Source organism: Filomicrobium sp. (genome assembly GCF_025698805.1).
GTDB classification, from domain to species: domain Bacteria; phylum Pseudomonadota; class Alphaproteobacteria; order Rhizobiales; family Hyphomicrobiaceae; genus Filomicrobium; species Filomicrobium insigne.
Window position 1 is genome coordinate 363,600 of record NZ_JAILWT010000001.1, and the last position, 21,293, is coordinate 384,892.

At 57.8% G+C, this 21,293-nt stretch carries 18 protein-coding genes and 1 riboswitch; of the genes, 10 read left to right on the forward strand and 8 right to left on the reverse strand.

The genetic code is table 11. The features are described 5' to 3' along the window. Positions 1–96 precede the first annotated feature (96 nt). Positions 97–390, forward strand: a complete 294-nt coding sequence (locus K5845_RS01670; RefSeq protein ID WP_046480072.1) for a GYD domain-containing protein — start codon at positions 97–99, stop codon at positions 388–390. Between the two features lie 67 nt (positions 391–457). On the opposite strand, the gene gcvP is transcribed toward K5845_RS01670, so the two are convergent. The 4 genes from gcvP to K5845_RS01690 form a co-directional block, all read right to left on the reverse strand. Next, positions 458–3,316, reverse strand: a complete 2,859-nt coding sequence (gene gcvP / locus K5845_RS01675) for an aminomethyl-transferring glycine dehydrogenase (protein ID WP_287958153.1) — start codon at positions 3,314–3,316, stop codon at positions 458–460. An 11-nt stretch (positions 3,317–3,327) separates the two neighbouring features. Then, positions 3,328–3,687 (reverse strand): glycine cleavage system protein GcvH, encoded by a 360-nt coding sequence (gene gcvH, locus K5845_RS01680; protein WP_046477477.1) that lies wholly within the window; start codon positions 3,685–3,687, stop codon positions 3,328–3,330. A gap of 28 nt (positions 3,688–3,715) precedes the next feature. Beyond that, complete coding sequence (gcvT, locus tag K5845_RS01685; protein ID WP_046477476.1) at positions 3,716–4,873, reverse strand: glycine cleavage system aminomethyltransferase GcvT; 1,158 nt, start codon at positions 4,871–4,873, stop codon at positions 3,716–3,718. 150 nt (positions 4,874–5,023) lie between these two features. Continuing rightward, positions 5,024–5,113: riboswitch (glycine riboswitch) on the reverse strand. Positions 5,114–5,247: 134 nt separating this feature from the next. Then, the gene (locus K5845_RS01690) at positions 5,248–5,961 is read right to left on the reverse strand and encodes a class I SAM-dependent methyltransferase (RefSeq protein ID WP_353736528.1); all 714 of its coding nucleotides are present in this window, start codon (positions 5,959–5,961) and stop codon (positions 5,248–5,250) included. A gap of 283 nt (positions 5,962–6,244) precedes the next feature. Between K5845_RS01690 and K5845_RS01695 the strand changes: the two genes are divergently transcribed. The 5 genes from K5845_RS01695 (at position 6,245) to K5845_RS01715 (ending at position 10,029) form a co-directional block, all read left to right on the forward strand. Next, positions 6,245–7,831 carry an ABC-F family ATP-binding cassette domain-containing protein gene (locus K5845_RS01695; RefSeq protein ID WP_046477472.1) on the forward strand — a complete coding sequence of 529 codons (1,587 nt, stop codon included), beginning with the start codon at positions 6,245–6,247 and terminating at the stop codon, positions 7,829–7,831. A gap of 216 nt (positions 7,832–8,047) precedes the next feature. After that, positions 8,048–8,662: a TetR/AcrR family transcriptional regulator gene (locus tag K5845_RS01700; RefSeq protein ID WP_046480071.1), complete on the forward strand. Its 615-nt coding sequence runs from the start codon at positions 8,048–8,050 to the stop codon at positions 8,660–8,662. Between the two features lie 24 nt (positions 8,663–8,686). Further along, a complete protein-coding gene (locus K5845_RS01705) occupies positions 8,687–9,130 on the forward strand; it encodes an SRPBCC family protein (protein WP_090226694.1) in 444 nt (147 codons plus the stop codon). Positions 9,131–9,246: 116 nt separating this feature from the next. Beyond that, complete coding sequence (locus K5845_RS01710) at positions 9,247–9,483, forward strand: helix-hairpin-helix domain-containing protein (RefSeq protein ID WP_046477469.1); 237 nt, start codon at positions 9,247–9,249, stop codon at positions 9,481–9,483. A 66-nt stretch (positions 9,484–9,549) separates the two neighbouring features. Next, positions 9,550–10,029 (forward strand): VOC family protein, encoded by a 480-nt coding sequence (locus K5845_RS01715; RefSeq protein ID WP_046477468.1) that lies wholly within the window; start codon positions 9,550–9,552, stop codon positions 10,027–10,029. Positions 10,030–10,159: 130 nt separating this feature from the next. Here the strand turns inward: K5845_RS01715 and K5845_RS01720 are convergent, their stop codons facing one another. Both K5845_RS01720 and K5845_RS01725 read right to left on the reverse strand, forming a co-directional pair. After that, a complete protein-coding gene (locus tag K5845_RS01720) occupies positions 10,160–11,518 on the reverse strand; it encodes an ATP-binding protein (protein ID WP_287958160.1) in 1,359 nt (452 codons plus the stop codon). Beyond that, positions 11,515–12,177, reverse strand: a complete 663-nt coding sequence (locus K5845_RS01725; protein WP_287958161.1) for a response regulator transcription factor — start codon at positions 12,175–12,177, stop codon at positions 11,515–11,517. The genes K5845_RS01720 and K5845_RS01725 overlap by 4 nt, the downstream gene beginning before the upstream one ends. 155 nt (positions 12,178–12,332) lie before the next feature. Between K5845_RS01725 and K5845_RS01730 the strand changes: the two genes are divergently transcribed. From K5845_RS01730 to K5845_RS01745, 4 genes are read left to right on the forward strand one after another with little or no spacing between them, the layout of a single operon-like run. Further along, entirely contained in the window at positions 12,333–13,388 is a 1,056-nt protein-coding gene (locus K5845_RS01730) for an efflux RND transporter periplasmic adaptor subunit (RefSeq protein ID WP_046480070.1), read from the forward strand. Between the two features lie 2 nt (positions 13,389–13,390). Next, complete coding sequence (locus K5845_RS01735) at positions 13,391–16,513, forward strand: efflux RND transporter permease subunit (protein WP_287958164.1); 3,123 nt, start codon at positions 13,391–13,393, stop codon at positions 16,511–16,513. Further along, the gene (locus K5845_RS01740; protein ID WP_287958165.1) at positions 16,489–16,866 is read left to right on the forward strand and encodes a DUF3240 family protein; all 378 of its coding nucleotides are present in this window, start codon (positions 16,489–16,491) and stop codon (positions 16,864–16,866) included. The genes K5845_RS01735 and K5845_RS01740 overlap by 25 nt, the downstream gene beginning before the upstream one ends. After that, positions 16,863–17,066: a hypothetical protein gene (locus K5845_RS01745; RefSeq protein ID WP_046477457.1), complete on the forward strand. Its 204-nt coding sequence runs from the start codon at positions 16,863–16,865 to the stop codon at positions 17,064–17,066. The genes K5845_RS01740 and K5845_RS01745 overlap by 4 nt, the downstream gene beginning before the upstream one ends. Before the next feature lie 259 nt (positions 17,067–17,325). Here K5845_RS01745 and K5845_RS01750 read toward each other — a convergent pair whose 3' ends face one another. Continuing rightward, positions 17,326–19,854: an autotransporter family protein gene (locus K5845_RS01750; RefSeq protein WP_287958166.1), complete on the reverse strand. Its 2,529-nt coding sequence runs from the start codon at positions 19,852–19,854 to the stop codon at positions 17,326–17,328. A gap of 145 nt (positions 19,855–19,999) precedes the next feature. After that, positions 20,000–21,058, reverse strand: coding sequence for a helix-turn-helix domain-containing protein (locus K5845_RS01755; protein WP_287958167.1), 1,059 nt, complete (start codon positions 21,056–21,058; stop codon positions 20,000–20,002). Positions 21,059–21,293: the final 235 nt, after the last annotated feature.

Below are 21,293 nucleotides of genomic sequence, written 5' to 3' on the forward strand. Positions count from 1 at the left end.
GCGCCAAGCCATATGATATTGTGCAGAGATGTTCCGCCTAAGCGCGCGGAAGCAAAAGAGGCAAGACGGGCCGGGGACCAAGTGATGGAGTTTCCGATGGCCAAATATGTTGTGCTTGCGAACTTTACAGACAAAGGCATCAAGGACGTTAAAGAAACGGTGCAACGCGCTGAAGCCTTCAAGAAGATGGCCTCAAAGGTCGGCGCGTCCGTTTTAGATATGTACTGGACCTTAGGGTCTCATGACGTCGTCGCCATTTGCGAAGCCCCCGACGACGAGTCGGTGACCGCTCTTTCGCTCAGCGTGACATCGCGCGGCAATGTTCGCTCAGAAACGCTTCGCGCCTTCTCTTTCGATGAGATGAAGAAAATTCTCGATCAGATCGTGTGAACGCATGACCGCGCAGAAAGAGCACCGCCAACGTCCCACAACGCTGACGGTGCTTTAGCTCTCGATTTTACTCGCCGGCCTCAGCCTTTACATAGGTTTCGATTGGCGGACACGCGCACATGAGATGACGATCTCCGTAGACGTTGTCGACCCGGTTCACCGATGGCCAGTATTTGTCGACGCGGAACGCTCCTGTTGGGAAGCAGGCTGCTTCACGCGAATACGGCCTATCCCACGTACCGATAAGGTCCTCGACGGTGTGTGGCGCATTTTTCAAAGCGTTGTTCTGCTTGTCTGCCTTGCCATCTTCGATCGCACGCACCTCTTCACGAATGGCGAGCATCGCATCGCAGAACCTGTCGAGCTCTGCTTTCGTTTCTGACTCGGTCGGCTCGACCATAAGTGTTCCGGCGACGGGCCAACTCATGGTCGGGGGATGGAAGCCGCAATCGATGAGCCGCTTGGCGATGTCGTCGACTGTCACTCCAGCGCTTTCGGCAAGCGGGCGCGTATCAATAATGCACTCGTGGGCGACGCGTCCCTGCCCGCCCGTATAAAGAATACGGAAAGCACCTTCGAGACGTTTCGCGATATAGTTCGCGCTGAGAATCGCCACGCGTGTCGCCTGCGTGAGGCCCGCGCCGCCCATCATCAGACAATAGCTCCACGAAATCGGCAGGATTGACGTGGATCCGTAGGGCGCCGCCGATACGGTCATGGCGTTGCCACCGGTTTCGGGATGGCCCGGCAAAAATGGTGCCAGGTGCGCTTTGACGCCAATCGGCCCCATGCCTGGCCCCCCTCCTCCGTGGGGAATACAGAACGTTTTGTGCAGATTGAGGTGACTAACGTCCGATCCAATATCCCCCGGCCGTGCAAGTCCGACAAGCGCATTCAGGTTGGCGCCATCCAAATAGACTTGTCCGCCGTGCTCGTGCGTGATGGCGCAGATATCCTTAACCGTTTCCTCGAACACCCCGTGCGTCGACGGATAGGTGATCATCGCGACAGCGAGGTTTTTTGAGTTCGCCTCTGCCTTGGCGCGGAAGTCGGCAAGATCGATGTTTCCTTTGGCATCCGTTGCAACGACGACAACTTTAAAGCCACACATCGAAGCCGATGCCGGATTGGTGCCGTGCGCTGATGCCGGGATAAGGCAGATGTTCCTATGCCCCTCGCCGCGGCTCTTATGATAGGCACGGATCGTCAGTAGACCGGCATACTCGCCTTGAGCACCCGAATTGGGTTGAAGCGAGAAGGCATCGTAGCCCGTAATCTGACACAGCTTATCGGACAGGTCCTCGAGCAATTCCGCATATCCAAGTGCCTGATCCGAGGGCGCGAAGGGATGGACCTCCGCAAACTCGGGCCATGTTATCGGCAGCATCTCTGCGGTCGCATTGAGCTTCATGGTGCATGAGCCCAATGGAATCATCGCCCGATCCAACGCAAGGTCACGATCGGCGAGGCGACGCATGTAGCGCGTCATTTCGCTTTCTGCCCGGTTCATGTGGAAGACGGGGTGCGTGAGATAATCAGACTGACGAATGAGATCCTTCGGCAGGCGGTACTCGGGATACGCATCAGTGTAGGCCAGATCGTAGCCACCGAATGCACGCCAAACCGCTTCGAGCGTTTCCGGGCGCGTCCGCTCATCGATGGTGATGCCAATGCGATCCTGCCCGACCTTTCTCACGTTCACGCCGTTATCAACGGCGTTCTTCATGATAAGACCCTGATAGGGTCCGACCTCGACGGTTATCGTGTCGAAGTAGGCTTCAGGCGCGATCTTGAAGCCCAACGACTCCAAGCCGTCAGCCAATCGGGCTGCTTTACGATGCACACGCTCGGCAATTCCCTTCAATCCCTTCGGACCATGAAACACCGCGTACATCGACGCAATCACGGCTGGCAGAACCTGTGCCGTGCAGATGTTCGACGTCGCGCTTTCACGGCGGATGTGCTGTTCGCGCGTCTGTAGAGACAAGCGATAAGCGCGATTTCCGCGCGCATCGACTGAAACCCCAACGAGACGCCCGGGTAAAGAACGTTTGTAGGCGTCCTTGACTGCAATGTAAGCCGCGTGCGGTCCGCCATATCCCATCGGCATGCCGAAGCGCTGCATGGAGCCGACAACAATGTCTGCGCCCATCTCGCCCGGAGGTTTTAGAAGTGTGAGCGCCAGTGGATCAGCCGCTACGGCTGCCAGGGCTTTAGCTTCATGCAATCGTTCGATGACGGCGGAGAAGTCGTGAAAAGCTCCGCAGACACCGGGGTACTGAAACAATGCGCCGAAGACTTCGGTTGGCTCGAGATCCTCGAACGGATTGCCAACTATGATCTGCCAGCCCAATGGCTCGGCCCTTGTCTTCAACACGGCGATGGTCTGAGGCAAGCATTCCTCGTCGACGAAAAAGCTCGACGCCTTCGACTTCGTGATGCGATGCGCGAGTGCCATCGCCTCCGCTGCAGCGGTGGCCTCGTCAAGAAGAGACGCGTTGGCAACGTCTAGCCCCGTGAGATCGGAGACCATCGTTTGGAAGTTCAGCAGCGCCTCGAGGCGCCCCTGGCTTATCTCCGGCTGATAGGGCGTGTAGGCGGTGTACCAAGCGGGATTTTCCAGGATGTTGCGCTGTATCGCGGGCGGCATGATCGTGCCGTGGTATCCCTGGCCTATGAGCGAGGTCAGCACCTGATTTTTGTCGGCCGTTTCGCGCATACGATCCAACGCACCTCGCTCAGAGAGAGGCTTACCGAAATCGAGGGGTTCGGCTTGACGAATGCCTTTCGGAACGGTCTCTTCGATCAGCTGATCAAGGCTTTTCACCCCGACAACTTTCAGCATCTCCTCCATCTCTTCGGGGGAGGGGCCGATGTGCCGGCGATTGGCAAAATCGTAGGGCTCGTAACTTTTGGAAGCGGTCATGGAATATCCCGTTAGCCGACGAGTGCCTTATAGGCTGCCTCGTCCATGAGGCTTTCTAGTGCGTTCATGTCGGCGAGTTTCAACTTGAAAAGCCAACCTGCGTTTTGCGGATCTGAGCTCACGATCGACGGATCGTTTGCGACGGCTTCGTTGACCTCGACGATTTCACCGTCGAGAGGCGCGTAGACATCTGACGCAGCCTTGACGGATTCGACGACGGCAACGTCGTCGCCCTTGGCAAGCTTTGTTCCGATTTCCGGCAGCTGAACAAAGACCAAATCTCCCAGCTGGGTTGTAGCGTGCTCCGTAATTCCGACGGTCGCGACATCACCTTCGAGCTTCAGCCACTCGTGGTCTTCTGTGAATTTCATTAGGGCATCCTCCTGGCACAGAAACGGATCAGCTACGTTTGTAACGAGGTACTATGAATGGAAGTTCGGTTACGTTTACCGGGAGCCGCTTCCCCCGGACTTCCGCGAACACTTTTGTGCCGGGCGTGCCGAACGAGCCTGGCAGATATCCCATGGCAATGGGGGCATCAACGCTCGGGCCAAATCCGCCGGATGTGACAAGGCCAATTGACTCAGACGCCTCTAGACTCTCGAACAGCGGAGCACCGGTACGCACGGGTGCGCGGCCTTCCGGACGTAGTCCAACACGACGGCGCTCTGTACCCTTTTCAAGTTGCTCCAAGATCGTATCGGCGCCGGGATACCCTCCCGCGCGCACACCGCCAATTCGGCGGGATTTTTGGATCGCCCAGACAAGATCGGCCTCAACCGGCGTAGTCTCCGTATCGATATCGGAGCCGCAAAGGCACATGCCCGCCTCAAGCCGCAACGAGTCGCGCGCGCCTAATCCGATCGGTTCTACGTCAGGTTCCCCAAGCAACGCTTCCGCAATCGGCCGTGCTGCCTCGATCGGTGTCGAAATTTCGAAGCCATCTTCTCCGGTGTAACCCGAGCGCGTAACAATGCAGGCCGCGCCGTTGATCTGGACCTCACGTACGTCCATGAAGCGCATCCCGGCGCAATCGGGTGCAAGCCGTGTCAGTATGGCTTCAGCCCTTGGCCCTTGCAGCGCCATCAGCGCGCGATCAAGGCGCTCGATGTCGCAATCGTCGGAGAGCTCCGCCCTTAAAAGCGCCTCATCGGCTTCCTTGCTGGCCGCATTCACCACCAACAACAGATGATCACCACGATTGGCGACCATCATATCATCAATGATGCCGCCGTTCGCGTTGGTGAAGAACGCGTAACGCTGCCGACCTGGCGCCAGCCCCAAGATATCGACAGGCACCAGCCTCTCCAGTGCCCGTGCCGCATCGGCAACGTCACCGGACTTCGGTCGCAAAACGATTTGTCCCATGTGCGAGACATCGAACAATCCTGCTGCCGCGCGCGTGTGAAGGTGTTCCTTGAGGACACCCAACGCGAACTGGACAGGCATCTCGTAGCCAGCGAACGGCACCATGCGTGCACCGTGCTCCAAATGAAGCTCGTACAGCGGCGTTCTCTTCAGGGGGGCGCTTGATGTAGTTGGGGTTGTAGCGCTCAAGGCAGAGGCTCCATAGGCTCGTTGACGCGCACGGCAGTGCGCTGATGCGAGCCCCCTCTGTCATAAGACCTGAAAGATTTAGCACCGTAACCCTAGGGTGCTTTTCCTCGTCGGTGGACCGGATTGTACCCGATCGCTTTCCAGAGTTTTAGAAGCCTTGCGGTCCTTGGTGCCTGAGAGTTTCCGGGGCGGTTGCTCCTTCGGCGCCGGGATAAACCCGATCTCTTCCGCAAAACAGTAGGCCAGACTATCGAGATGACATCCTGCGAAGTCAATCCTACCAAGGTCGACGCGGCCACAGAGCTGCTAGCAACGGGGAGCCACGCTGACAGCTGGCGAAAGGTGCGAGACATATCACTTGCACCGGCGCGGCGTTAGGCTTTGGGTTTCTCCCATTCCATAACAACGAACCAGGGAACACGTCGACAGCGATCGGCTATTTCCGGATCGCCCCCCACGGGGGCTGGCTCTTCGAATGCGCGTAGGATCAAGCCCTCGGCGAGCAGAAGCCGCATATAGCTGCTCATAGGCCGATGCCAATTCCGGATGCGGATGTCACGCAACTCAACCCATTCAGCGCGTTCTTCCAAATAATGATCGATGCAGAATTGGAGCTCGCCGTTGGAATCTCGCGACCACCCACCATTCTTACCCGCGGTGCTGAAACTGGTGAGGTTGGCTATCAAAAGCGTTCCGCCCGGCCTAAGCACGCGCCCCATCTCGGTTATCGCTTTAGCCACGTCGGGAATGTCAATCAACGTCAGATAGCTAATAACGAGATCGAATGTATTGTTCGGAAATGCGAGTGCCTCGGCACGGCCGATGCGATAATCGCCCTGCGGATCACGTTGCCAAGCCGCCTCCACCAAGGCTTCTGTGGGGTCGATACCCACGACTTTTATTCCGTGGGCCCGCAACATTCTAGAAAAGCGTCCCTCTCCACATCCGACATCCAACGCACTTTGGAAGTTCTTTTCCCGAACCCTTTCAATCATTGGTCCATCAAGTACAAACTCACGGCTGAAGTCGCCGCGATCGCCCATACTCGTAATCCACGCCGGTGCTGACTCTCGCCAACCGTCGGACATTCGAATCTCCATCTAATCCAGGGATGTCTTGCCAAGGCTTGGCCGTATCCTCAAGGAGGAATCGTATGGCGCGAGCGAGGCGAGGTGTGCATCTGCCGCAAACTCAAAGGATCAGGAGTAGTCGTGCAGTTCTCCTATCGATGATCCCCCCGCTCTTGAATAGCTGCAGCGGCTCGCTTACTTTCACGGGGCTCCTAACCAACGTCAAACAGGAAGTGTGCAGCAATGGATTTCAACCCGACAGCAATGCCAATTCGCTCTGTCGTCGGGGAAATTCATAACCATGCCTGCATCAATCACTCTTTCCAATCTTTCCTGGTCCACGCCGGATAACTCTCCGCTTTTTTCCGACCTCACATTGAGCTTCGGTCCCGAGCGTACCGGGCTTGTTGGCCGGAACGGCATCGGAAAGACGACCCTATTCCGGATCATCGCCGGTCTGCTCTCGCCTCAGTCAGGCAACCTCGTGATCAATGGCACGTTTGGCATTTTGCGTCAGACGGTACAGGTGTGCGCAACCGAAACAGTTGCTGACCTCTTCGGCATTCGGGATGCGCTTGCGCTTCTTCGACGTGCTGAGGCCGGTGGGGCGACCATCGAAGAGCTCGAAGATGCTGATTGGACGTTAGAGGCGCGCGTTGCGTCCGCTCTCGACCGCGTCGACCTCGTTGCTTCTCTCGATACGCCGTTATCAACTCTCTCTGGCGGACAACGCACCCGCGTGGGCCTTGCCGCACTTCTTTTCGCCGAACCGGACTTTCTGCTCTTGGATGAACCGACCAACAACCTTGATCGTGATGGCCGCGAGGCGGTCTTGGCCTTTCTTTCAACTTGGCGTGTGGGTGCCATTGTCATCAGCCATGATCGTGAACTGCTTGAAACGATGGACGCGATTGTCGAGCTCACCTCGCTGGGCGCAAAACGCTACGGGGGCAACTGGAGTCAGTACCGCGCGCGTAAAGCCCGAGAGCTTGCGGCGGCGCACCGTGAACTTGACGACGCTGAAAACCGTCTGTCGGACATTGCACGCAGGACTCAAACGATAGCGGAGCGAAAAGCACGCAAGGACGGTGTTGGGCGAAAGACCGCGGCCAAGGGCGGAATGCCCCGGATCATTCTGGGCCGATTGCAGGACAGAAGCGAGAGTACGAGCGGCCGCAATGCCCGGCTGGCTGAGGACAAGCGCGCTGAGGCCATGGACGCTGCAGCATCTGCCCGCAAGCAGATCGAAATCCTCCAACCTCTTTCGGTTGACATTGCTCCGACGCATCTGCCTGCCAATAAGACGGTGTTGGAGATCGTATCTGCTGATGCCCGCTACGATACTGACCGGCCTGTCCTTCAGGATATGACATACGCAGTCGTTGGACCGGAACGCATCGCCATCACTGGACCGAACGGTTCGGGCAAATCGACGTTCCTCGCAATGGTGACGGGGCAGTTGCAACCGTGGCGCGGCGCCGTGAACGTCACGACCGATTTCGCAATGCTCGACCAGCGCGTGAGTCTCCTCGACCCTTCGATGTCGATCCGGGACAACTTTCTGCGCCTCAATCCCGGCACCGATGAGAACATCTGCCGCGCCGTACTTGCTCGTTTTCGATTTCGCGCGGATGCAGCACTTCAGGCTGTCGCGAACCTCAGTGGCGGACAAATACTCCGCGCTGGTCTCGCCTGCGTTCTTGGCGCCCCCCAGCCGCCGTCACTTCTCATTCTCGATGAGCCGACAAACCATCTCGATATCGACTCCATCGAATCTGTCGAAGCAGGCTTGCGCGCCTACGACGGCGCGCTTCTGGTTGTCAGTCACGATGAAGCATTTCTGGAAGGTATCCGCATTACGCGGCGCCTAGAATTGTCCGCTTTATAGCGGGGCGGGTTACCGGCACTTCGCCGCGCTGACAAACTCATTGGATACCTCGCACCACAAGACCACCATGTTAAATACCGTCGCGTTTGGGTCGGGCGGGACATCTACGATAAATCCGTCAGACCATCTCAGTATTCTAACTCAGCGCTAACCCTTCCTTGACTCCATACCAACTAGTAGGTATACACAAACCGATCAGTTGGTATGGTAACGGAAATGGCCCAACAAGATTCAAGAACCAAGCTTCTCAATGCGACGCTGAAGATCGTGCGCTCGAAGGGCTATACGGCGACCAGGATCGAAGACATCTGCGCCGAAGCCGGTGTCACCAAGGGCAGCTTCTTCCATCACTTCAAAAGCAAAGATGACCTGGCGCTCGCCGCGGTTGCCCATTGGGACGCAATGACCGGCGGACTTTTCGCGCAGGCGAAATATCACGACCACGCCGATCCGCTCGACCGCCTGCTCGCCTATGTCGATTTCCGCAAGGAACTTCTCGCTGGAGATCTGCCAGATTTCACCTGCTTCGCCGGCATGATCACTCAGGAAGCCTATCAGACGCGTCCGGACATCGTAGAGGCTTGCGCGCGCAATATCAGCGGCCATGCCAAGACGCTCGAAGCCGACATCGGTGAAGCGATGAAGAAATACGGCGTCCGCGGCGATTGGACCACTGAAAGCCTCGCTCTGCACATGCAGGCGGTGATCCAGGGGTCGTTCGTCCTCGCCAAAGCAAAGGGCGGAGCAGCAGTCGCCGCCGACAGCATCGGCCATCTTCGCCGGTATCTGGAACTCCTGTTCAGATCAGACACATCCAAACGTACATCTTGAACTCGAAACGGCAGGAGAGTTGTCATGCCTAACACCGTCCGCTTGCATCGCGTCATCGCTGCCAAGCCAGAAAAGGTCTATCGGGCGTTTCTTGAACCGGATGCGATCGCCAGTTGGCTCCCACCCTTTGGGTTCACCTGTACCGTCCATGCATTGGACGCCAAGGTGGGTGGCAGCCACAGAATGTCGTTCCGGAACTTCACGACTGGTGAGAGCCATTCCTTCGGCGGCGATTATCTCGAACTCATCCCAAATGAGCGGCTGGTCTACACGGACAAATTCGACGATCCCAATTTGCCCGGCGAGATGAAAGTCACTGTCACGCTCAGCGCCGTATCGGTCGGCACGGAAATGACTGTCGTACAGGAGGGGCTCCCAGACACGATCCCGGTCGAGGGTTGTTATCTCGGCTGGCAGGAATGTCTCCAAAAGCTGGCAAACCTTGTCGAACCCGAAATCACTCAGTAGCGCCGGTATCTCATCTGACAATTATTCGACGTGAGCAGCTTTGACTGGCGCACTGACTTCGGCTCGGCGAGGGCAAAACCGTGAGAGCGTTCAACGGATGCGAAGGAGTGGTGATCATGGAGCCCTGTGACAAGGAGAAGAGCGCTCACTTTGATTACTCCCGGCTAAGCCGATCTTTTCTCGCTCTCTCGAAGCCGGCGCAGCGGGCGTTGATCAACAACGGTATTTTTAAGCCCCACGATCTTGCAAGGTGGAGCCGCGCGGACATCGCCAAACTCCATGGCATCGGACCAACCGCCCTTCCCAAGTTGGATGAAATCCTCCGTGCGGAAGATCTCAAATTCGACGAGTAACTCTTCTGGCATCGCCGGGCTCGGGCTGAGCCCATCCTACAAACTCACAAGCGGAACGTATTCATCATGAAATCGATCACGCCCAACCTCTGGTTCGACAATAATGCCGAAGAGGCCGCCGAATTCTACACCCGCCTTTTTCCCAATAGCAGGATCGAGAAGGTCCTTCACTCACCAGCCGACAATCCCTCCGTGAAGAAGGCTGACGTGATCACCGTCGACTTCACGTTAAACGGGCAACGCTTCGTCGGTATCAACGGTGGCCCCGCATTCAAATTTACGGAAGCCGTATCGTTCTCGATCGACTGCGAAGACCAAGCAGAAGTTGACCGCTACTGGGGTGCGCTTACCGCCGATGGCGGCAGCGAAAGCATGTGCGGGTGGTGCAAAGACCGGTTCGGCTTATCCTGGCAGGTGGTGCCCCGACGGCTCATTGAGCTTCTAAGCAGCGATGATACCGAGGCTAACAAGCGTGCGATGGAGGCGATGCTCAAGATGAAAAAGATCGACATCGCTACACTGGAAGCCGCCGCGAAAGGCAGCTAGACAATCCCTCAAAATCCGCATGACAGACATACGATCGCCTCGCGGGCCGTAGAAATGAACCGGCGTTAGCCGTAGGCCCGCGATCTGCTACGATGGTCTCACGGATGTCTAAACTGATATAGGTTGTGCCCTAGCACGCATCCTGCAGCCGCGGGAGTTCAAGGATCGCAGCAAGGCCACCCAACTTCGAGGGGTGCAAGCTGATATCGCCGCCGTAGAGCCGAGCAAGATCGCGCACGATCGCAAGCCCCAGTCCGCCGCCGGGTTTCTGGCTATCCCATCTTTGTCCGATGTCGAAAACAATGTCATAGGCCTCCGGGGGAAGCCCTGGACCATCATCCTCGACGATGATCTGCAACAGGTCCGAAGGTGAGCCCGGAGCCACAGAGATTCTGACCTTTTCCTTAGCGTGCTTACACGCATTATCGACGAGGTTGGCGAGCATTTCGTTCAGATCCTGAGGGTCGCACGCGACCTTCGCAGGGTCCGCAATATCATTGTCGATATTGAGCATGCGATCCCGGTAAAGGCGTGAAAGTGCACTTGTTACCTCGCTCGCGGCCTTGGCAACCGAAGCGACTGTGCCTGGGACCGCGCGCATGGCGACAGCGCGGGCGCGGGTGATCTGGAAGTTGATCTGCGTCTGCATCCTGCTGCATTGCTCAAAAATCGTCTTGGAGGATTGTTCCAGGCCCTGCTCCGCAATTTTGTGCGCTTCATCGGTCAATATTGCGAGCGGCGTTTTCAATCCGTGCGCTAGGTTCCCGGCCTGGGTGCGCGCACGCTGGATCAAGTCCGAGCTTGACGCCAGCAATGTGTTGAGATCATCAGCCAGGGGCTGAACTTCAGGCGGGAACTGCCCAGAAAGGCGTTTTTCCTGACCGGATCGAACGCGCATCAAAGCTTCGCGCATTCCGGCAAAGGGCCGCATGGCAAAAGTAATCAGCACCGCGGCGGCCAGCGCCATTGTCAGACCTAGGAGGCCCAACGCTAATATGAGCATGTTGTTGAAACTCGCCAGCACCGTTTCTAGGTGGCGCCGATCCGTGCCGATGATGTACCGGACGGGTGGACCATCGGGAGCGGTCCATTTGGAACGCTCTGCGACAATCAAGCTGCCTGTCGGGCCATCAATTTCGTGGGTGTGGACCCCGGCACCAGCAGCGTCGTCGACTGGTGTTTTTAAAATTCCACCCTTCAGCGATTCCGAGCGAGCAAGCACGTGATCGTTACGCTGCACTTCCCAGTAAAACCCCGAGCTGTCCACGTCATAGCGCGGGTCGCTCAGCTGACGCTCGACTTTCGCCTGTCCGCCCTTACCGACATTAACAAGCCGCTGCAGTTCGTCGAGATGAACATAAAGCTCATCGTAGAATTGCTGGGTGACATGCTCGCGGAAAATTGCCGAGAGTGCGAAACCGGCGGAAAGCATACCTACGACAATCCATAAGACAGCAGCGCCGATCAGCCTGTTTTTCAGCGACATCATTTACGCTCGTCCATTCTGTAACCCATGCCACGAACGGTTTTGATGATGTCTGCTCCGAGCTTACGCCGCAGCCGGCTGACATAAACCTCGATCGTGTTTGACTCCCGGCTTTCATCCAGCGTGTAGAGATGTTCGGTCAGTTCGGCCTGCGGTATGATGCGCCCGAGCCGGTGCATGAAATAGTTGAGCATTCGCAATTCTCGCGCCGTCATATCCACTGGCTTGCCATCAAGGGTGACGCGTCCGTTGGCGGTATCGAGAGAAACGTTTCCGTTCGTAAAGACAGGTGTAGCAAGCCCGGAATTCCGCCTGATGAGCGCCTTCAATCGCGCATCGACTTCTGGGATATGGAAAGGCTTGGTGATGTAATCGTCGGCCCCGGCGTTCAGGCCTTCAACCTTCTCTGACCACATCCCCCTGGCCGTCAACACAAGGACGGGCAGCTGGACCCCATCCGCGCGCCAGCGACGCAAGACCTCAAGACCCTCCAATCCGGGAAGACCAAGATCGAGGATTACTGCGTCAAAGTTTTCGTCCTTGCCGATCACATAGGCGTCGGGACCGTTGTCAGCGTGGTCGACGACATATCCAAGCGCTTCGAGGCCTGAGACCAGTCGCTCGGAGATCTCTTGGTCGTCCTCAATCAGGAAAATCCGCATGCCAGTTCCTTGGTTTGCCGGTGCTTATAGGTCGCCAAGCTGAAAATGAGCTGAACACCGACGTCGCAGGAAATGCGCAATTCAGGTGGCTTTCAGGTTCGCATGGCATGCGCTTCCCCGAGATTGGCTTTCGTTCGCCTCAGGAGGCTCCGCAAATGCTGCGCGCGCTGCTTTGTTCCACGGTCACTTCAATACTGGCTTTAGGCCCGGCGTTTGCTGCTGGAGAGCAGAGTATCGCCGTTAGCCCGAAGCAGGTCGAGAACCTCGAAATTAAGCTTGCCGAAACTAAGCCGGCGACAAGCGAGGCACTTGCGCTGCTGCCGGCCACCGTCGTGTCGGCCATGAACCAGCACATTGCAGCAACAGCGCCGTTCTCAGGAACTGTCGTTCAAAACCACGTTCTTCCAGGACAGTACGTCAAGAAAGGGGATGCACTCGCCACGCTGGCGAGCCGAGAGCTCCTTGAGACGTTAAGCCAAATTGCTCAATCCGAAGCTGAGCTGCAGATGGCCAGAGCCATAGCCGAGCGCAAACGCACGCTAGCAGACAAACAAATTTATAGTCCGACGATGGCGGCGGAAGCTGAAGCCCATGTCGCCAAAATCGCCGCCGTTCTTGAGCAAAACCGTAAAGCTGTCTCGATGGGTGGCATCAAGCTTGGCGCCCCAGGTCAATATACGATCGTGGCGGCGAACGATGGCCGCGTCGACGAGGTTTCCGCACTGCCCGGCGCCGCGGTCGAAGCGAACGCACCGGTTGCCACACTTGTTCTCGGCGACGAAATTTGGATCGAAGCTCAGGTCTCAGCGGATCTCGTGACCAAGATCCGCCCTGGCGACAAAGTTCAGGTGGTCGACGGCCCCATCGGCGTCGTCGTCTCCATTGGCGGTAGTCTCGATAAGCTCACGCGGTCTGCAAAGTTATTGGCGCGACTGCCGACGGACGCCCGCCTTCTACGGGGTGAGATGGTGACGATCAGTGTCATGCGGGAGGCCACGATGGGTAGCCTCGAGGTCCCAGCTTCGGCGGTCAGTTGGATCAATGACCACCATGCCGTCTTCGTACGTCAAAACAGTGGGTTCAGGCTGGCACCCGTCTCTGTAAACGGCCGCTCACAATCCTCCGCAACTGTGACCGGTGATTTGACTGCAGGTGAGATGGTTGCCGCAAGCGGTCTTCCGCAGCTTCAATTCATTCTTGAGGGCAACTGACCATGCTGCGGAGATTAATCGAATTCTCCCTGACGCAACGCGTCTTCATGCTGCTTGCCGCCCTGCTGCTTGCGGGGGCGGGAACCTACGCCTTCCTAAACATCTCAATCGATGCGTTCCCGAACATCGCCCCGGTTCAGGTCAAGATGATCATGAAGGCGCCGGGGATGACGCCGGAAGAAGTCGAGACGCGGGTAATCGCGCCCATTGAAATGGACCTGCTTGGCATTCCTCGTCAGACCATTCTGCGCTCCCTGGCGAAATACGCGGTTGCCGACATCACCCTCGACTTCGAAGACGGCACCGACATCTACTGGGCGCGCCAGCAGGTTGCAGAGCGGCTTGCCGGCATACGCGGCGATCTTCCGGCCAGTGTTACCGGCGGGCTGGCACCTGTCTCGACGCCGCTGTCTGACGTGTTCATGTTCACGATCGAAGGTGGAGGTTTATCGCTCGAAGAACGGCGCAGCCTTCTTGACTGGACAATTCGTCCCGCACTTCGAACCATTCCGGGTGTCGCTGACGTCAACGCGCTCGGTGGAATGGTGCGCACCTTCGAAGTGGTACCCGACAGTGCGGCTCTCGCGGCTTCGGGTCTAGGCGTCTCGGACCTCATTACCGCAATTGCGGAAGCCAACCGTAACGACGGATCCGGGCGATTAAGCGAGGGCGAAAAGGCGCTTGTCGTCCGTGCTGAAGGCGCGATCAAGAAGCCTGAAGATCTCGAGCAGATCGTTATTAAAAACTACGACGGTCGCGTCCTGCGGCTGCGCGACGTTGCGTCCGTTCGCATCGGCAGCCTTACCCGCTATGGCGCTGTAACCAAGGACGGTAAGGGCGAAGCTGTTGAGGGCCTCGTCTTGTCGCTGCGTGGTGCCGACGCAAGCTCGATCGTTGAAGCTGTGCGCAAACGGCTGGCAGAACTCGAACCGGGGCTCCCGAAGGGTGTCAAGGTTGCGGTGTTTTACGACCGTTCCGACCTGATCCAGCGGGCTGTCGGAACTGTCAGCAGAGCACTGCTCGAAGCAACCGTTCTGGTGGTGGTTTTGCTCCTTGCCTTCCTCGGCAATCTTCGGGCGGCACTGGTCGTGGCCATCACGCTTCCCTTCGCAGCGCTTTCCACCTTCGTCATCATGTACGGCTTGGGGATGTCGGCAAACCTAATGAGCCTTGGCGGACTTGCGATCGCAATCGGGCTTATTGTCGATGCTGCCGTTGTGGTCGTCGAGAACACCGTCGAGAGGCTGCATCATGAAGGCGACCAGGTACGAATTCCGCACCTGCATCAAGTCTACCGCGCAGCGAGTGAAGTTGCTGTGCCGGTGGCTTCCGGCATCGTGATCATCTGCTTGGTATTTCTGCCGCTGTTGTCGTTGCAGGGACTGGAAGGCAAGCTATTTGCTCCGGTTGCACTAACAATCATCTTTGCATTGAGCGCTTCTCTCGTCTTGTCGCTGACCCTCATTCCCGTCCTGTCCTCGTTCTTTTTAAAACCGGGCCAGCATAGCGAGCCGTTGCTGATGCGATTGCTGACCAGAGGTTATCGGGTTCTCCTGAGAGGCGGCCTGCGATTTCCATTGCCGCTTTATTTGTTCGCAGCTGGCGGCATGGCAGCCTTGGTTATTGCCTATAGCGCGATTGGCAAAACCTTCATGCCAACCATGGATGAAGGTTCGATCATCATGCAGCTCACAAAGCTGCCATCGGTCAATCTCCAGAGCAGCATCGAAACCGATCTCATCATTCAGCGCCGATTGATGGCCGCCATTCCGGAAGTTGAACAGGTGATTGCCCGTGTTGGCTCAGACGAACTTGGCCTCGACCCGATGGGGCCGAATGAAACCGATACGTTCCTCGTTCTGAGGCCAAAGACGGAGTGGCGCGTTCCAGACAAGGACTGGCTGCTCAATCAGATGCGCCAGGCGATGGTTGATATTCCAGGCGTCGAGTTCGCATTCACCCAGCCGATCGAGATGCGCACGGCGGAAATGCTGACTGGGGCGCGGGGAGATTTGGCCGTCAAAATTTTTGGTCCCGACCTGAAAGTGCTCTCGGAACTGGCGGGCAAGATCCAGGCCGCGATCGAGACGGTCAGCGGCGCTGCAGAAGTCTCAACGGTCGCTAACGACACCGTCGACTATCTGCAGATCAACGTCGACCGATTGAACTCCGGGCGCACTGGTTTGTCGGTTACCGAGATCCAGGACGAACTTCGCGCCCTGCTCGAAGGTGCCAAGGCTGGGATCGTCGCTGAGCCGGGTCGGCGTACGGATATCTTGATCCGGGGCGGGCCCGCTGTTCGCGAAACGCCACAGCTTTTTGCAAATAGCCAGCTCGCGGCAGGCGATGGCGGCCTTGTCCGAGTCGGTGACGTTGCCCGCATAGAGAGAACTGCCGGGCCTGTCAAAATCGACCGGGAAAATGCTTCGCGCTTTGCACTCGTGCAGGCCTATGTCACGGGGCGCGATCTCGTCGGATTTGTCGAAGATGCTCAGCAAGCAGTCGCCCAAAAAGTTACTCTACCATCGGGCTACCGTCTGGTATGGGGCGGGCAATTCGAGAACCAGCAGCGCGCTGCGACGCGGCTCGCTATCGTCGTTCCACTTGCGCTGCTTCTCATCTTTGGCGTGCTTTTCGCGACATTGCGTTCCTTACGTCAAGCACTGCTGATCCTTGCCAACATTCCTTTCGCTCTCGTCGGCGGCATGCTCGCCTTGTGGGCATTTGGCGGCTACCTGTCGGTACCGGCCTCTGTCGGCTTCATCGCGCTGCTTGGCATCGCTGTTCTGAATGGGCTGGTCCTGGTCAGTCATTTCAACCAACTCATCGCTGAAGGTCTACCGCTTGATCGTGTTGTGTTCGAGGGGGCGGTCCGGCGACTTCGACCGGTATTGATGACCGCCAGCATTGCGGCATTCGGCCTTGTCCCCTTGCTGTTCGCCAGCGGTCCAGGTTCCGAGATTCAGAAGCCCTTGGCGATCGTCGTTATCGGCGGGCTCGTCACATCGACAGCGCTCACCCTTTTCCTGCTTCCCATTTTATTCCGTCGCTTCGGCGTCGCCGGCAAAGGCGATGTCCAGGCTGCGGAAGAGGAGTTCGTATGGACCAACCCGCTTGCAAGCTAATGCTGGTTTTTCCCGAGAATATTGGGGACCGCGTCGTCGAACTTCTGCAAGCCTCCGACCCGCCCATTACCGGGTTTACCACGTGGGCCGCAGATGGGCACGGACACGATTTCGACTCTTCTGAAATGAGGGAACGCGTACGCGGTCGCGTCAGGCGTCAACTGCTCGCCGCTGTGATGACGTTACCTCGCGCGAAGGACTTGCTCGAAGAAATCAGACAGCGCATCCCAGTGCGTCATGTGACGTACTGGATCGAACCGGTTCTGGGTTTTGGAACGCTGACCCCAAGGACTGTCGACACGCAGGCGCTGGATCCCACGACACAACTCTGTTCTGAAGAGTCTGCCAGATGATGGATTGGTTCACTGTTGGGTCCGTGCTGTCCTTCCTCTTTACGCTTGCCGTAGCCGCTGGCGGCTTCGCCATTGCGGTCTGGGCTTCACGTAAAGCGAACGTCCAATCCGAACATATTGCCCGCCTTGTGCACCCGTCTCAAACCAAGACTTCGTCAGCCTCAACCACCGCACCACCTCGAAAGCTCTCACAGCAATGAACCTGCCAAAGAAGGCTCAATAGTTGCCGGGGGGCAAACTCGTCAGCGCCTTAGTCCACTTAAGGCGTTTCAGCACAGCCAGCTCCGGTCCAAGAAAATCAAGAAAATCGGCGCTGTCATTGGCAACCTTGTTCACGCGTGTGCCAAGCGGTCACATCAGATGGTGAAGAGTGGAGGAACAAGTCCGAACTTAAATCCGCATAGCGCTTGGTGAGACGGAACGCCCGAGCAGATTGTCAGGCGCGCGGCTTTGCCATTCTCAGAATTTCACCGCGAGGCTTGCCTTGATGCCATGGTCCTGGGCGTCCGAAGCAATCTGGCCAGTATAGGATACGCCGAAGGTCGCCTCGGATGTCAGGTTGAGGTCAAGCCCTGCCTCAACAACGGCACTGTTTCTGGCGATCGGAACGCCAGTGATGGTGAAGGCGTCCCCTGCCGAGAAGGCATGCGTGCTCTCGGGGGCCGTATCACCGAATGCATGCTGCCATCCGATCATGCCGCGCACGGTGGCGTCGACCGTGCCGAGCGCGAAATTGTTTTCTCCCCGCAAGCCGAGCGTCATGAACGTCACGTCAGTCGTGCCGCTCTCGACGGACAGCCCCGCCGCGCCGCCATCTTCGGTGAAGTCCTCGGTACGCAGGCTCACATGAGCGAGATTGACGAAGGGCTCCAGGCGCATTCCGATTACCAGGTTCATGCCATAGCCGAGTTCTCCGAACGCCTGAAAGGTGCCGGCATTGTAATCGGCCGAAAGGCTATCGGTGAGGCCCGCAATGGAGACAGTGCGATTGGTCTCGATATCGTGCCAAGTGTAGGCCCCGCCTGCCCTGAAAGCCACATTGCTCCATTCGGTGCCGCCATAAAGGCCGACATGGTAGTTGGGGCTCGATCCCGACGAAGTGCGGTCCTGCACGTCAAAGCTCGACTGGCTGTAGCCGGCCAGAACGCCGATACGCCAATCGCCAACAAGACCGTCGGCGCCGATCAGCAGGCCGCCCAACGAGCGGTCGAGGCTCGCGGCATTGCCGTCGATGTCGGTTGAGCCCCAGGCCCCGAAGCCGTGCGACCAGAACACCGGCCCGGCATAGTCGGCGGCGACGAGAACTGGCGCATGCCCCGAGCCATAGGCCAGCACCGTGGCGTAGGACGCTCCTGCCGTTGCGAACGCCGCACGGATTCGATCGTTGGCAGCTTTACGCAGGAACCGGCTATCCTCCATCAGGGCCGTTTGCGCTGAGGCGAAGATCTCGCCCGACAGCGCGTCGAAGCTGGCGCGAATGAGATCTGTGTCGTTGGCCAGTTGGGCAATCGCGTCATAGACGCGATGACCGGCGCCGAAACCGATGCTCTCAATTCCTTTGGCCGTGGCGATCTGGTTGTGGGTGAGCGCGAACGCAGCAAAATCTTGACTATTGCGGACAAGCACAAGATCGACCGTGTCGGCGATATAATCATAGATCAGATCGGGATTGAGAAAGGCGAAGTCTGAGGTGACGCTCTCAAACACGCCGACCAGCTCTACGGCTGACAGGATCGTGTAGGTCGAGTCCAGATCGTAATTGCCGTTAGCACCGATATGGGCAACGCTGCCGCCGTTGAGCGTCGCCTTGCCGGTCACTTTGACAAGATCGCTTTCCGTGCCTTGGGGGTTCACTTCCACGGCAAAGCGAGAGCCTGCCATAAAGGTGAGATCGCCATCCACAGTCAGTGTACCGATGGAACTACCCGGCGCTAGCGTGCCGCCATCTGCCACGATCGTACTGCCGACAATGCCTGATCCGCCAAGCATTGCTCCGGAATCTATCGTGAGAAGGGAGGAAGTGGCAATTGATCCAACAACGATCAAGGTACCTTCGGAAACAGTGGTTTCGCCAGTATAGGTACTCTCCCCGGCTAGCGTCAGTGTGCCGCCGCCCAGCTTGGTAAGGCCACCAGCTCCCTGTAAATCCGTGCCGATACCAATGTCGAACCCATCTGTATCGAAGATCGCTCCCCCCGCTCCAAACGTCACGTCACCGGTGCCGAAATTGCGCAGAAAATCGGCCTCATCGGACGTCGCGCGCAATATGCCGCCATCGAACGAAAGCACCCCGGAGCCCAGTCCCTTCTCGACAACGCGGGTAGCCAGAACACCATTGCTATCGAGCGCAATCATACCCGATGCGCCGGGTGCATCGGAACCAAGATAGGTTGCCCCAGCGGTCACCGCCCCACCATCCCAAATTGTCAGCGCGCCCTGAGCGCGCCGCCCCACAAAAAGATCGCCGGCAATATTCCATTGCGAACCGTTGTCTTCGACCGTTACGCTGCCTGCTCCTCCACCGTTTGCGATCGCGGCCCACTCTCCAACGTTTACGACACCGCCCTTCTCGATGGTGAGCGTGCCCGCGCCCTCATTGCCGACGCGGAAAAATCCGGCCCCTGCCCATGTGGAGGCGTTTCCATCGGCGCCCGTTCCCGACACGGTGACGATGCCGTTCGAGCTAGAGCGGTAACCGACCGCGCTAAATGCGCTGGACACTTGGCCGCCATTCTTGATGGTGAGCTCGCCGGCGCCAAGGTCGCCGACATAGAGGAGATGGCCGGTGTCCCAAGGACTGGGCCGAGTGCCGCTCGTCGTTCCGGTGGGGTCGTCGCCATCGATAATTTCATGCCCGTTGATAATGACGATCTGCGCCTGAACCGGGCTAGCGGCGCTTAGTGCCAGCGCCGAACCGCCGGCCAGAAATGCCCAAGGCAATCTCCCGCGTGCAATCGCAGAACACTTCGATCGTATTCTGGTCTTCAATGTCCAAGCTCCTCGCGGCGCGGCCGTTGAACAGCCGACACCCTTCAGCCCGGGACAGGGACCGGGCAAAGTTTCGGAGTTTGCACTATAAATTCATTGAAAAATAAGCGGTAATCAGCGTGTCTCAAATGCATAATCGAGCAGTCTATTCTCTCGATTTCTGACCGGTATCACCGTCGGCGGAGCTACTCTGGCTCTCACGCAGCTCACTCGGGGAGAGGCCGAATCGATGCCGGAAGGCACGATTGACATTCGGCGTGTCGAACAACCCGCAGCGCTCTGCCAGTACCGAGATCGGCACCAACTGGTCGGGGCTTTCGAGTAAGGCTTTGAGTTTCTGAAGCCGCAGTTCACGTATCTGACCATTGACGGTCAGATGGTAGGTGGCAAACAGGCGATAAAGACTGGCCCGCGAACAGCCGATGGCACGGGCGATTTCCTCCGCGCCCAGTGTCTTCTTCCCCAGGTTGAGCCGGATATAGCGTTGCGCGGCTGCGAACAAACCCTCATTGCGGCTGCCTCGATCGCCATAGGCCGAGGTGAAGGCGGTTTCGATGGTGGTGATGGCGAAAGCTTCCGAGACATCGAGCAGCCCGAGTTGTTCCATCGGATTGAGCGCGGTGGCCTTTTTGGGAAACTGTGCCAAATGCGCGCCAAGTAGACCGGAGAGCCGTGAGCTATTGAGCGCCTTGCCGATCAAGGCCGGATCGGGGATCGATCCGGTGAAGATCGACGCAAGCAATGGCCGGGAAAGATCGATCTGTATCATGCTGTGTCGACCACAGAACTGGACTTTTCCTGGACGGGCGGCATCGAACAGATAAAACTCGCCCGGGCCTGCTACGGCATCTGCTCCATGCTCGTGTGAGCCTTCGATACGGCCATCCAGGACATAGAGCAGGGCGAGTTCTTCGCCGCCATCCGCCCTGATCTGGCCGCGCGTTCTGATCCCCTCGTAGCCATCGGCCTCGACATGGTGCATTTCGCCCGACAGCGTTGCGAGCGAAGTGACCGAGGCCACGAAATCGCGCTGTTGCGCAGCGTTCGGCCGGGGAACTTCGAGATTATAGATGACAGATTTGAGCCAGTAATCGTAGCGCTCGCGCTCAGGCGCATCGATCGAGGAGACTGTCTGGAAGACATGCGCGCGCGGTCGCCCTTTCGAAAACTGATAGAATTGCTGTCGCCGCGTCAAATCATCCATGCGGGAAGTATAAGGTGAGGGCCGCCTAGGGCAAGGAGACACAGACCTTTGTCCATTAACTCGGCCTGAAAACGCACAGGCGAATTCTATAGAGGCAACTTATCCCGAGCGGGCCTCAGTTCCGTATCATGCGCGAGCGGATGCGGGAAGCAGGCGATGTGGCGGAGGATGTCGACATCAACATCATCGAACGCGGCGAACGCAGCTTCGTCAGCAATCGGCTCAAACTATCTGT